The organism is Corynebacterium sp., from assembly GCF_030532195.1.
In the GTDB taxonomy this organism is placed as follows: domain Bacteria; phylum Actinomycetota; class Actinomycetes; order Mycobacteriales; family Mycobacteriaceae; genus Corynebacterium.
In genome coordinates this window covers 1-12,686 of sequence record NZ_JAUNLP010000008.1, presented here as the reverse complement: position 1 = coordinate 12,686, position 12,686 = coordinate 1, and the positions used below count along the sequence as shown (strand labels likewise).

Here is a 12,686-nt window from a genome sequence, read left to right as displayed (position 1 = left end):
GGCAATCGCAAGTAAATTGCTACCGAAAAAATGCAGCTTAAACCGGTGAAATGAAGTGGGGTAGAACTGCTATCCGGGGTATGTGAAACTCGCCCGTGGCTGTTGATTACACTGTCACTCGGCTCTTTAGGGAGGAACTCAAGTGATCTTGGGGGCCTGTTTAATGAGTCGGCCGACGAAGGAGTGTTTGTATCAGACGAGGCGATCCCACAAGGATGGCCAAGTTAAAGCAAACGCCCAGTGATATTCACGGAATTCATGGAAACAACTGCAGGGTTCGGGTTAGTTCTCGATTACGTCGTCAAGCGTGCGTACTGCGAGATTGGCCTGGCAGAGGGGTTGGTTTTGTGATTTCATTGAACGTCAGGTAAATCTATACGGGTCCGTTATGGAAATCGTGTGTTCGCGACTACAGGGACCCCGGTGCAGGTGCTCCGGTGGAGTATCTGCTAGGTTTCGAATGACGCATACGGGGTATGGCGCAGCTTGGTAGCGCGTCCGCTTTGGGAGCGGAAGGCCGTGGGTTCAAATCCCGCTACCCCGACCAGTATCACGGGCACTCCCGTGGTCTATGAATTAATCATCGAGTTGCAGGAGAGTGCACCAGTGAAGTCTTCCGTTGAGAAGCTCAACGAAACCCGTGTGAAGATTACCGTCGAGGTTCCGTTCGACGAGCTGAAGCCTGAGTTCGACAATGCTTACAAGGCTCTGGCTCAGCAGGTTCAGATTCCGGGCTTCCGTAAGGGTAAGGCACCGGCAAAGCTGATTGAGGCCCGCTTCGGCCGTGGCCCAATCCTGGAGCAGGTGCTCAACGATATGGTTCCGTCTCGCTACGACCAGGTCGTTCGTGAGGAGGACCTTAAGGTTATTGGTCAGCCGGAGATTGACGTCACGAAGCTGGAAGACGGTGACGTTGTTGAGTTCACCGCTGAGGTGGATGTCCGCCCGGAGATTGACCTGCCGAAGTTTGAAGACATCGCAGTTGAGGTTGACCCGCTGGTCGCCGACGAGGCCGCTGTTGAGGCTGAGTTGCAGAACCTGCTCGCTCGTTTTGGCACCCTCACCGGTGTTGAGCGTGCAGTTGAGAAGGATGACTTCGTCTCCATCGATCTGTCGGCCACCATCGACGGTGAAGAGCTGGAAGAGGCTTCCACCGAGGGCCTGTCCTACCAGGTTGGCTCCGATGACCTGATTGAGGGTCTGGATGAGGCCGTTATCGGTCTGGCTCAGGGCGAGTCCAAGGAATTCACCACCAAGCTGGTTGCCGGTGAGCACGAGGGCGAGGACGCACAGGTCACCGTCACCGTTCAGTCCGTCAAGGTTCGCGAGCTGCCGGAGGCAGACGACGACTTCGCTCAGATGGCTTCCGAGTTCGACACCATCGACGAGCTGAAGGAAGACCTGGCACGCCAGGTTGAGAACACCAAGAAGGGCGAGCAGGCTCAGCAGGTCCGCGACAAGGTTCTGGCTGCTGCAATGGAGCAGACCACCGTCGCTCTGCCAGAGGGCGTTGTCAAGGAACAGGTCGAGGGTCAGCTGCAGCAGCTGCTGGGCCAGTTCGGCGGCGACGAGAAGGTTCTGAACTCCATGCTTGAGGCTCAGGGCACCACCCGCGAACAGTTCGACGAGGACTCCAAGAAGTCCGCTGAAGAGGCAGTCCGCACCCAGCTGTTCCTGGATGCCCTGGCTGAGGAAATCAAGCCGGAGGTCTCCCAGCAGGAGCTCACCGACCACATCCTGTTTACTGCTCAGTCCTACGGCATGGACCCGAACCAGTTCATCCAGCAGATTCAGCAGTCCGGCCAGCTGGGCAACCTCTTCGCAGACGTTCGCCGTGGCAAGGCTCTGGCAACCTCTATCCTGAAGGCAACTGCCAAGGATACCGAGGGCAACGAGATTGACCTGAACGAGTACTTCGGCGAAATCGAGCCGGAGAAGTCTGAAGAAGGCGCTGACGCTGACAAGGCTGAGGAAACCTCTGCTGAGTAATTCCCGTAATTAGCGCGGCACGATCAAAGTGATGCAACGCTGATAGCGAACAAGGGCCGTTCCCGAAACAAAGGGGCGGCCCTTTTCGTTACCCTCTAATGAACGACAAATCTCGCACCCGTACGAAAAGGAGTACACAGATGAGCGATAACCCTCAGATGTCGACGAACACTGTCTTCGACAAGCTGCTCAAGGAGCGCATTATTTGGCTGGGCGATCAGGTCGACGACGAGATTGCTAACAAGCTCTGCGGCCAGATGCTGCTGTTGGCAGCCGAAGACCCGGAGGCGGACATCTCGCTGTACATTAACTCCCCGGGCGGCTCCGTTACCGCTGGCATGGCTATTTACGACACCATGCAGTTCGTTCCGTGCGATGTTGCTACTTACGGCATGGGCCTTGCTGCCTCCATGGGCCAGTTCCTCCTGGCCGCAGGTGCCAAGGGCAAGCGTTACGCCCTGCCGCACGCACGCATTATGATGCACCAGCCGTCGGCCGGTATCGGTGGTACCGCATCCGATATCACCATTCAGGCAGAACAGTTCGCTGCCACCAAGAAGGAAATGGCTCGTCTAATCGCTGAGCACACTGGTCAGCCGGTTGAGCGTATTGAGGAAGACTCGGACCGCGACCGTTGGTTCACTGCGGCTGAGGCAAAGGAATACGGCCTGGTTGACCACGTCGTGACCACCCTCAAGGACACCGCCAACTAGAAGCGGACAGTAGCGAAAATAGAGGCGATTTAATCAACATGGAGATGAACAATATGCAGATGCCGCAGTCGCGCTACGTGCTTCCTTCTTTCGTGGAGCACTCTAGCTTCGGTGCAAAGGAATCCAACCCGTACAACAAGCTCTTTGAAGAGCGCATTATCTTCCTCGGCTCCCAGGTCGACGACACTGCTGCAAACGACATCATGGCGCAGCTTTTGGTTCTCGAGGGACTTGACCCGGATCGTGACATCACGATGTACATCAACTCCCCGGGTGGCTCCTTTACTTCCCTGATGGCCATCTACGACACGATGCAGTACGTGCGCCCAGACGTTCAGACTGTCTGCCTCGGCCAGGCTGCTTCCGCTGCCGCCGTGCTTTTGGCTGCAGGTGCTCCAGGCAAGCGTGCAGCTCTGCCGAACGCACGTGTTTTGATTCACCAGCCGGCAACGCAGGGTATCCAGGGCCAGGTCTCTGACTTGGAGATCCAGGCCAATGAGATCGAGCGCATGCGTAAGCTGATGGAAGAGACCCTGGCACGTCACTCCGGCCGCACTGCGGAGCAGATTCGCAAGGACACCGACCGCGATAAGATTCTGACCGCATCTGAGGCTGTCGAGTACGGCATCATTGACCAGGTCTTCGAGTACCGCAAGGCCAACGCTTAAGAAATAGGCGTTCCGCCGTATGCCCCGCGTCGGTCGTCACCGGCGTGGGGAATCGGCGTTTCTAGGTGCTCACGGTAGGCTAGGCAGAACAGTAGTCGAGGGATAGCGGAAAGGCGGCGGCGGAAGCCTCATGGCGCGTATGCAAGAAAGTGCTGATTTGCTCAAGTGCTCTTTCTGTGGGAAGAGCCAGAAGCAGGTCAAAAAGCTGATTGCCGGACCTGGCGTATACATCTGTAATGAGTGTATTGAGCTCTGCAATGAAATCATTGAAGAGGAGCTCAACACTGGCGGCGAAGCTACTGGTAGCAGCGACCGTCTTCCACGGCCAAAGGAAATTCGGGACTTTCTGGATGAGTACGTAATTGGCCAGGATGTGGCCAAGCGCACGCTGGCAGTTGCGGTCTACAACCACTACAAGCGCCTGCGTGCAGCTGAGTCCAAGGCTGACGACGATGTAGAGCTGCAGAAGTCCAATATCCTGCTGCTCGGCCCTACGGGCTGTGGCAAGACCTACTTGGCACAGACGCTGGCCCGCAAGCTTGATGTTCCATTTGCAATTGCAGATGCCACCAGCCTGACCGAGGCCGGTTACGTCGGTGAGGATGTCGAAAACATCCTGCTCAAGCTGTTGCAGGCTACCGATTTTGACGTCGAAAAGGCGCAGCGCGGCATCATCTACGTCGATGAGATTGACAAGATTTCCCGCAAGTCCGAAAACACCTCCATCACCCGCGACGTTTCGGGCGAAGGCGTGCAGCAGGCACTGCTGAAGATTCTGGAGGGCACTGTCGCCGCTGTGCCGCCACAGGGCGGACGCAAGCTGCCGAACCAGGAGTTCATTCAGTTCGACACCTCCAACGTACTTTTCATCGTGGCTGGCGCATTCGCGGGGCTGGAAAAGGTCGTTCAGGAGCGCGTCGGTAAGAAGGGGCTCGGCTTCGGTGCTGATGTCCATTCAGTCAACGATGAGGACATGAAGGATCCATTCCGCGACGTGCTGCCCGAGGATCTCGTCCGCTTCGGCCTCATTCCGGAATTTATCGGTCGCCTGCCGGTCATCGCTTCCGTGACCAGTTTGGACGAAGATGCACTGGTTCGCGTCCTGACTGAGCCGAAGAACTCCCTGGTTCGCCAGTACCAGCGCCTGTTCGAGATGGACGGCGTCACCCTCACCATCGAGGAAGGAGCACTACGCGCAATCGCAGCCAAGGCAATCAGCCGTAACACCGGCGCGCGCGGTCTGCGTGGCATCATGGAGGAAATTTTGGTTCCCGTGATGTTCGACGTGCCAGAGCGTGACGACGTCTCCGAGGTCATTGTCCACAAGGAGTGCGTCACGGACGGTGCTGCGCCCAAGCTGATTGAGCGTACCGAGGACAAAAAGACCGCGTAGTCTGCGGCAGTGATGACCACAAAACCCGGTTAGAGCTTGTGACTGCTCTAACCGGGTTTCGCTGTAAGTAGCCGCTTTTGTTTAGTCGTCCATGCCGTAGATATCGCGATAGTCAGGAGCGTCATCAGCCGCCAGATCGTCTGTCTCTGGGTTGGGCTGGTCGCCATAGACCTCAGCCCCCAGTGCGGACTCGTTGACGTTGTGGGACGCCAGTAGGGAAGTGTAGGAGCTACCCGGCTCATTACGTGGCGGGGAGGTCAGCAAACTTGTGACCGTATCCTGGGCGAATTCGCGCAGCTTATCCGCCAGCACCGTGGACTTCATTTCGATGCCGTAGAGGTTTTCAAAAGTGCGCTGGTGCAGGGTGGGGAAGGATGCCAGCGACAGCACGAGAATGTAGAGATCAAGTGCCGAGATGTCGGTACGGAAAGCGCCGTAGTCACGACCGAGCAACAAAATGCGGTCAAACTCCAGCACTATCGGGGATTGGCCACCGATGCCCGTGACACCTTCCAGTGGGAGTACTGGGTGCAGATTTTCCTGAATGATAAACCGCACTGCCAATGGGTTCGCTGAGAAGTAGTCGTAGATAACTCCGACAACATGCTGAAGGGCTTCCACTGGCACCGTGGAGTGCGGCCTCAAGGCATCGTCGTCAGGCCGAACGGTTTCCAGCACGTACAACCACGTTGCACGGTACAGCCCCATCTTGTCGCCGCAGTGGTAGTGCAGCATTCGCTTGGAGACCCCAGACGCCGCAGCGATGGCATCCAACCGAGCATCCGCGTACCCCTTAGAGGTGAATTCTTGAAGCGCAGCTACCAAAACTGCATGGGGGATTGCATCGGACGAGCCTGGAGACTTCATGGAAATCCTTTGCTTGGACTAGAGACGGCTAACAGGTTTTGGACTATCAAACGGGGGTGAAATCGTGCGGTCTGAACTACTTTTCAGGCAAATGAGTACGTGACCGTAAGTCATGCCTAATGCTATCTGTTTTTGCATTTGCGCCCTACCGCGTCGCCCCCGTCTGCGCCAATCCGTCCAGCGCATTACAGTGGGCACTGAATTCGTTCTCTATCGAGAAAGGCCTGTAGTGAACAAGACTCCCGTAAAGGTTGCAGTTACCGGTGCTGCCGGTCAGATTGCATATTCGCTTCTGTTCCGTATCGCTAGCGGTTCCGTTTTTGGCCCGGAGACCCCGGTTGAGTTGAACCTGCTGGAGATCACTCCGGCATTGCATGCCACCGAAGGCGTTGCAATGGAATTGTTTGACTCCGCATTCCCGCTTCTGACCGGAATCAACATCACAGATGATGCGGCCAAGGCCTTCGACGGCGCCAATGCAGCATTCCTGGTCGGTGCAAAGCCGCGCGGCAAGGGCGAGGAGCGCTCTGCGCTGCTCGGTGCCAACGGCAAGATTTTCGGCCCGCAGGGTGCTGCTCTGAATGATCACGCAGCAGATGACATCAAGGTCCTGGTCGTCGGTAACCCGGCCAACACCAACACCCTCATTGCCGCTTCTCACGCCAAGGACATTCCGGCTGAGCGCTTCACCGCAATGATGCGTCTGGATCACAACCGCTCCCTGTCGCAGCTGTCCCAGAAGATCGGTGTTCCAACCACCGAGATCAAGAACATGATTGTGTGGGGTAACCACTCCGCAGATCAGTTCCCGGACATCACCTACGCAACTGCTGCTGGTGAGAAGATTTCCGACAAGGTTGATGCCGCATGGGTTGAGCAGGAGTTCAGCCCGCGTGTCGCAAAGCGTGGCGCAGAGATTATTGAGGTTCGCGGTTCTTCCTCCGCAGCTTCTGCTGCTGCCGCTGCAGTCGATCACATGCGTGACTGGGTCATGGGCACTCCAGAGGGCGACTGGGTATCTGTCGCACTGCCGTCTGACGGCTCCTACGGCATCGATGAGGGCCTGGTCTTCGGTGTTCCTTGCCGCGCAGAAAACGGCGAATGGGTCCGCGTTGAGGGCCTGGACCTCTCTGACGCACAGCGTGCTGGCATTGAGCGCAATGTCAAGGCTCTGCGCGAAGAGCGCGATGCCATCAAGGACCTGCTGGGGTAAGAGCACATAGCAAGGCAATAATCTAGCCGACAAACTAAAGCGCCTATCCGCGGAGAATTGTCCCGTGGGATGGCGCTTTTTTGTGTCTGGTTGCAGGTGGCAAAAGTGCCGTCGGAAAGCCATGCTAAAAACCAATCCGAGCAAGGCGCTAAGATGTGACGCGTGACTGAGAACAACGTGGACCTAAACAGAGCAGATAAGTTGCCCAAGTCGTGGAACCCGGCTGACGTGGAGTCAGACCTGTACCAGGGTTGGGTAGACGCCGGCTACTTCAAGGCGGATCCGTCGAGCCCGAAGCCGGCCTACTCTATTGTGTTGCCGCCGCCGAATGTGACCGGTCAGCTGCACATGGGCCACGCGCTGGACCACACTCTGATGGATGCGCTGGTGCGCCGTAAGCGCATGCAGGGATATGAGGTCATGTGGCTGCCGGGGATGGACCACGCAGGTATCGCCACGCAGACCAAGGTCGAGGCCATGCTGAAGGAGACGGAAGGCAAGGACCGCTTCGACTATGGCCGCGAGGAATTCGTGGAAAAGGTCTGGGAATGGAAGAAGGAATACGGCGGACGCATCGGCAACCAGATGCGCCAGATTGGTGATTCCCTGGATTGGTCGCGCGAGCGCTTCACCCTGGATGAGGGGCTGTCGCGTGCAGTGCAAACTATCTTCAAGGAATTGTTCGACCGTGGTCTGATTTACCGCGCAAAGCGCATGGTCAACTGGTCACCGGTGCTGCAGACCGCAATTTCGGATATTGAGGTCAAGTACGAAGACGTAGAGGGCGAGCTGATTTCGTTCCGCTACGGCGATGGCGATGAGTCCATTGTTGTGGCCACCACTCGTGTGGAGACCATGTTGGGTGACGTGGCTATTGCCGTGCACCCGGAGGATGAGCGCTACACCCACATGGTGGGCAAGGTGCTTGACCACCCGTTCCGCGATGATCTGAAGATTCAGGTTATTGCGGATGATTATGTGGACCGTGAGTTCGGTACCGGTGCAGTGAAGATTACTCCTGCACATGACCCGAATGACTTTGCCATGGGCCAGCGCCATGACCTGGATATGCCGGAGGTTATTGACACCACTGGACGCATTTTCAACACGGGTACGCGCTTTGATGGCATGGACCGCGCGGAGGCCCGTACTGCGCTGACTGAGGCGCTGCGTGAGCAGGGACGCATTGTTAAGGAAGTTCGCCCATACGTCCACTCCGTGGGCCATTCCGAGCGCTCCGGTGAGCCGATTGAGCCGCTGCTGAGCCTGCAGTGGTTTGTGAAGGTCGATGAGCTGGCGAAGATGTCCGGCGATGCTGTCCGTGAGGGCGACACTGTCATTCACCCGGCATCGCAGGAGCCACGCTGGTTCGACTGGGTCGATGACATGCATGACTGGTGTATTTCCCGCCAGCTGTGGTGGGGGCACCGCATCCCAATCTGGTACGGCCCGAACGGTGAAGTAGTCTGCGTCGGCCCGGATGAAGAGGCCCCGACGGGCGAGGGCTGGACGCAGGATCCGGATGTGCTGGATACCTGGTTCTCCTCGGCGCTGTGGCCATTTTCCACCATGGGTTGGCCGGATGCCACCCCGGAGTTGGAGAAGTTCTACCCGACATCCGTGCTGGTCACCGGCTACGACATCCTGTTCTTCTGGGTCGCCCGCATGATGATGTTCTCGACCTTCGCCGCAACGTTGCCGAATTCCCCGTTGGGCAAGGGCCGAGATGGTCGTCCGCAGATTCCGTTCAAGGATGTCTTCCTCCACGGTCTGGTCCGCGATGAGCACGGCCGCAAGATGTCCAAGTCGCTGGGCAACGGCATCGATCCGCTGGACTGGGTGCGTGACTACGGCGCAGACGCGCTGCGTTTCACCCTGGCTCGTGGCGCTAACCCGGGCTCTGACCTGCCGGTTGGTAATGATGCCGCACAGAGCTCGCGTAACTTCGCCACAAAGCTGTTCAACGCCACGCGCTTCGCGCTGATGAACGGTGCACATGTCGGCGAGCTGCCAGACCGAGACAAGCTCACTGATACCGACCGTTGGATTCTCGACCGCCTTGAGCAGGTCCGCGCAGAGGTCGACACCGCGCTGGATAAGTACGAGTTCTCCAAGGCCAACGAGGCTCTGTACCACTTTGCGTGGGATGAGGTCTGTGACTGGTACTTGGAGATGACCAAGGTTGACTTCCCACGCCTGGCAGAGGGCGAAACCATGACCGAGGAGCAGGCTGCGCGCGCTGCCTCCACACGTCTGGTTCTCGGCCGCGTGCTGGACACCCTGCTGCGTCTGCTGCACCCGACCATGCCGTTTGTCACGGAGACGCTGTGGAAGGCGCTTACCGACGATGACGAGGGCTTCGAGGATTCGCTGGTAATTTCGGCCTGGCCGGATGCTTCCATGACCACCAACGGCGCTGCTGTTGATGAAGTGGCTGCACGTCGCATCGCGGATACTCAGAAGCTGGTGACCGAGCTGCGTCGCTTCCGCAATGACCAGGGTGTGAAGCCTTCGCAGCGTGTTCCGGCTCGCATGAACTTGGCCGATGCTGACCTGGCTGGCCAGGAGGAGATGATTCGCTCCCTGGCTCGTGCAGAGATGCCGGAAGACGGCTTTAAGGCAACCGCCTCCATTGAGGTCCGTCTGTCGCAGGCAACGGTTCTGATTGAGCTGGATACCTCCGGCACAGTCGATGTTGCTGCTGAGCGCAAGCGTCTGGAGAAGGACCTGGCCAAGGCGGAGAAGGAACTCGCTGGCACCGAGAAGAAGCTCGGTAACGAGGCCTTCCTGTCCAAGGCGCCAGAGCAGGTCGTGGAAAAGATTAAGAACCGCCACCAGTTCGCTCTGGAGGAAATCGATCGCATCAAGGCTCGTTTGGAGGGGCTTCCTAAGGCATGACCGAATCACGCGATGAGGCTGCCGACGAGATTCGTCTGAATCTCGGCAGCGGCGAAGACGAATCGGCATCTCAGATTCAGGATGATTCTGCAGATGCGCCAGAGTTCGACTTCGACCCGGCTGATACCCAAATTGTCGAAGACCGTGCACCACGCGAAATCGCAGGTGTCATGGCTGATGACCCCATGCCGGACGACATGCGGCTGGGAGAGGTATCAGTGTCGGAGGAGGGCTTAAGCCTTCCTGTCGATGTTGACCGCCCGGTCAACGAGCCAGCTCCACTGGCGGCGACCGAGGAAGAGATGCGCGAGCTCGCCGAGGTTGAGGCGGAGCTGGATCAGCGCTGGCCTGAGACCAAGATTGATCCGTCGCTCGAGCGCATTGAGCTGCTGATGGATCTGCTCGGTCACCCAGAGCGAGCAACTCCGGTCATTCATGTCGCCGGTACCAACGGCAAGACCTCTACCGTGCGCATGATTGAGTCTCTGGTGCGTGCTCTGGGGCGCCGCACCGGCCGTACCACCAGCCCGCATTTGCAGCTGGTGACTGAACGTATCGCCATCGACGGTCAGCCGATTCATCCGCGCGATTACGTGCGCATTTGGCGGGAAATTCAGCCCTATGTGGAAATGGTCGATGCCAAGTCCGCCGAGCAGGGTGGGCCGCAGATGAGCAAGTTCGAAGTGCTCACAGCCATGGCCTATGCCGCATTCGCAGACGCTCCAGTCGATGTCGCCGTCGTGGAAGTCGGCATGGGCGGCACGTGGGATGCCACCAACGTTGCCGAGGCCGATGTAGCGGTGATTTGCCCAGTCGGGTTGGACCACACGGAATACCTCGGTGACACGTTGGCTGAAATCGCTGGTGAGAAGGCCGGAATTATCAAGTCGCGGTGGAACAAGGACGACCTGCTGACACCTCCGGACAACGTCGCCATCATCGGTGAGCAGGAGCCGGAGGCAATGGAGGTTCTTCTGCGCCGCGCCGTCGAGATGGATGCCTCAGTTGCCCGTGCTGGAATTGAATACGGAGTCGTCAGCGATCAGCTAGCGGTGGGCGGCCAGAACTTAACCCTGAAGGGGCTGGCCGGCGAGTACGACGACATTCACCTGCCGCTACACGGTCCGCATCAGGCTCGCAATGCCGCTACCGCGCTCGCCGCGGTGGAAGCGTTCTTCGGCGCAGGTCCGGGGCGTCCGCTCAATATCGACGCAGTTCGGGAAGGCTTTGCGACGGTCACGTCGCCCGGCCGCCTCGAGCGCGTCCGCGCAACCCCAACTGTGTTCATCGATGCTGCGCACAACCCGCATGGCGCTCATGCTCTGCGTGAGGCTCTCTCCGCTGAGTTCGACTTCCGCCGTGTGATTGGAGTTCTTTCGGTGCTGGGGGAGAAGGACGCACGTGGCCTGCTTATGGAGCTGGAGCCGTACTTTGAGGAAGTAGTCATCACGCAGAACACCTCACCGCGTGCGCTGCATTATGATGACCTGGCTGATCTGGCTGTGGAGATCTTCGGTGAAGAGCGCGTCCACCGAGTGCCAACATTGCCTTCCGCCGTGGAATTGGCCGTGGCGCTGGCGGAGGAGACCGATACCGGTGACGGCATTGTCTCTGGCTCTGGTGTGATTATCACTGGATCTGTCGTCACTGCGGGCGAGGCCCGGACTCTATTTGGAAAGGATCCGCAATGAGTGATTCTCAGGCAAGCGAATCTCAGTCCCAGGGTGGTTCCCAGGGCGGTAAGGACTACTCGGCAGCCGACCGAGAAGCCCTGCGCGCCTACCGCGAAGGCCGTGACTTAACTGAAGGCGGTAAGTACGGCCCACTCGGTGCTGGACATGATCCGGCAAAGGACCCAATGAAGGGCCTGCGTGGCGTGATGTCGGGCACCCTGATCATGCAGGCAATTTCAGTGCTGCTGGGGCTCACCGTGGTCACTCGCATCTCTGATGGCCAAATCAACCAGACGTTCTCGGTGGTTTACATCTCGGTGCTGGGCATCGCGATGATTGTGATGGCCTTCCTGCAGAAGCAGCCCTGGGCGCTGACGGCCAACATTGTGCTGCAGGTATTCGGCGTTTTGGCGGTGTTCACGCATGTGTCCATGGGTGTTGTGGGGGTCTTCTTTGCACTGGTGTGGGCGTACATTCTGCACCTGCGTAAGAACCTCATCCAACGTATGGAGCGAGGCCTGCTCACTACGCAGCATTCCTAGTTGCACATAGAGTTGCGCACGGCCCGGCATCCTGCTGGTCAGGGATTATATTTCACCCCACTGCACTGTCACCCGGTGCGGTGGGGATTGTCATAGTATGATGCACAGCATGACTGAACGTACTCTTATTCTGATCAAGCCGGACGGCGTTTCCCGCGGTCTGGTCGGCGAAGTTATCTCCCGTATTGAGCGCAAGGGCCTGAAGTTGGTCGCGCTTGACCTCCGCACGGCTGATGAGGCCACTGCTAAGGAGCACTACGCAGAGCACGTCGATAAGCCGTTCTTCGGTGAGCTGGTTGACTTCATCACCTCTGCACCGCTGGTTGCTGGTGTTATCGAGGGTCCGAATGCGATTGCTGCATGGCGTCAGCTCGCAGGCGGCACCAACCCGGTTGAGGCTGCAACTCCGGGCTCCATCCGCGGTGACTTCGCGCTTGAGGTTTCCAACAACGTTGTTCACGGCTCCGACTCTCCGGAGTCTGCTGAGCGCGAGATCGGCATCTGGTTCCCGAATCTCTAAGTCTTAGCCGCTTACAACTTCCAGCGCCGAACCTGGGCAAGCCTTCAAGCTTGCAGGTTCGGCGCTTTTTGCTTGTCCTTCGCTTGCCGACGGCCCCAGCGACCCCCTCGCGGAGTAGCAAACGTGAAACTGATTAGGTTTATGGCATTTTGATACCGGTAGGGTCAGGCGGTCATTGCATCATGGATAACACCAGAGATTACCTCCCGG

10 protein-coding genes and 1 tRNA gene are annotated in these 12,686 nt (G+C 58.2%); 10 read left to right on the top strand and 1 reads right to left on the bottom strand.

What is annotated here, in order from left to right; genetic code table 11:
* Positions 1-470 precede the first annotated feature (470 nt).
* The 5 genes from Q4E11_RS08990 (at position 471) to clpX (ending at position 4,763) form a co-directional block, all read left to right on the top strand.
* Positions 471-547: transfer RNA gene (locus Q4E11_RS08990), tRNA-Pro, on the top strand.
* Positions 520-1,989: a trigger factor gene (gene tig / locus Q4E11_RS08985; RefSeq protein ID WP_303165301.1), complete on the top strand. Its 1,470-nt coding sequence runs from the start codon at positions 520-522 to the stop codon at positions 1,987-1,989. Before Q4E11_RS08990 ends, tig begins: the two co-directional genes overlap by 28 nt.
* A 98-nt stretch (positions 1,990-2,087) precedes the next feature.
* Positions 2,088-2,702, top strand: coding sequence for an ATP-dependent Clp protease proteolytic subunit (locus Q4E11_RS08980; RefSeq protein WP_303165300.1), 615 nt, complete (start codon positions 2,088-2,090; stop codon positions 2,700-2,702).
* Between the two features lie 38 nt (positions 2,703-2,740).
* Positions 2,741-3,370 (top strand): ATP-dependent Clp protease proteolytic subunit, encoded by a 630-nt coding sequence (locus tag Q4E11_RS08975; protein ID WP_303165299.1) that lies wholly within the window; start codon positions 2,741-2,743, stop codon positions 3,368-3,370.
* A 130-nt stretch (positions 3,371-3,500) separates the two neighbouring features.
* Positions 3,501-4,763 carry an ATP-dependent Clp protease ATP-binding subunit ClpX gene (gene clpX, locus Q4E11_RS08970; RefSeq protein ID WP_303165298.1) on the top strand — a complete coding sequence of 421 codons (1,263 nt, stop codon included), beginning with the start codon at positions 3,501-3,503 and terminating at the stop codon, positions 4,761-4,763.
* A gap of 81 nt (positions 4,764-4,844) precedes the next feature.
* Here the strand turns inward: clpX and Q4E11_RS08965 are convergent, their stop codons facing one another.
* Positions 4,845-5,630 carry a TetR/AcrR family transcriptional regulator gene (locus Q4E11_RS08965; protein ID WP_303165297.1) on the bottom strand — a complete coding sequence of 262 codons (786 nt, stop codon included), beginning with the start codon at positions 5,628-5,630 and terminating at the stop codon, positions 4,845-4,847.
* Between the two features lie 229 nt (positions 5,631-5,859).
* Between Q4E11_RS08965 and Q4E11_RS08960 the strand changes: the two genes are divergently transcribed.
* From Q4E11_RS08960 to ndk, 5 genes are all read left to right on the top strand, one after another.
* Positions 5,860-6,843, top strand: a complete 984-nt coding sequence (locus Q4E11_RS08960) for a malate dehydrogenase (protein ID WP_303165296.1) — start codon at positions 5,860-5,862, stop codon at positions 6,841-6,843.
* A 162-nt stretch (positions 6,844-7,005) separates the two neighbouring features.
* A complete protein-coding gene (locus Q4E11_RS08955; RefSeq protein ID WP_303165295.1) occupies positions 7,006-9,741 on the top strand; it encodes a valine--tRNA ligase in 2,736 nt (911 codons plus the stop codon).
* A 185-nt stretch (positions 9,742-9,926) separates the two neighbouring features.
* Complete coding sequence (locus Q4E11_RS08950; protein ID WP_303165372.1) at positions 9,927-11,432, top strand: folylpolyglutamate synthase/dihydrofolate synthase family protein; 1,506 nt, start codon at positions 9,927-9,929, stop codon at positions 11,430-11,432.
* Entirely contained in the window at positions 11,429-11,956 is a 528-nt protein-coding gene (locus Q4E11_RS08945) for a DUF4233 domain-containing protein (protein WP_303165294.1), read from the top strand. Before Q4E11_RS08950 ends, Q4E11_RS08945 begins: the two co-directional genes overlap by 4 nt.
* A gap of 109 nt (positions 11,957-12,065) precedes the next feature.
* Positions 12,066-12,476 carry a nucleoside-diphosphate kinase gene (ndk, locus tag Q4E11_RS08940; RefSeq protein WP_303165293.1) on the top strand — a complete coding sequence of 137 codons (411 nt, stop codon included), beginning with the start codon at positions 12,066-12,068 and terminating at the stop codon, positions 12,474-12,476.
* The last annotated feature ends 210 nt before the right edge of the window (positions 12,477-12,686 follow it).

Excerpts from the sequence above, each read along its gene's own strand:
- Q4E11_RS08980 (WP_303165300.1), top strand. The coding sequence starts at position 2,088 with ATGAACGACAAATCTCGCACCCGTACGAAAAGGAGTACACAGATGAGC.
- Q4E11_RS08975 (WP_303165299.1), top strand. The coding sequence starts at position 2,741 with ATGGAGATGAACAATATGCAGATGCCGCAGTCGCGCTACGTGCTTCCT.
- clpX (WP_303165298.1), top strand. The coding sequence starts at position 3,501 with ATGGCGCGTATGCAAGAAAGTGCTGATTTGCTCAAGTGCTCTTTCTGT.
- Q4E11_RS08965 (WP_303165297.1), bottom strand. The coding sequence starts at position 5,630 with ATGAAGTCTCCAGGCTCGTCCGATGCAATCCCCCATGCAGTTTTGGTA.
- Q4E11_RS08950 (WP_303165372.1), top strand. The coding sequence starts at position 9,927 with ATGCCGGACGACATGCGGCTGGGAGAGGTATCAGTGTCGGAGGAGGGC.
- Q4E11_RS08945 (WP_303165294.1), top strand. The coding sequence starts at position 11,429 with ATGAGTGATTCTCAGGCAAGCGAATCTCAGTCCCAGGGTGGTTCCCAG.
- ndk (WP_303165293.1), top strand. The coding sequence starts at position 12,066 with ATGACTGAACGTACTCTTATTCTGATCAAGCCGGACGGCGTTTCCCGC.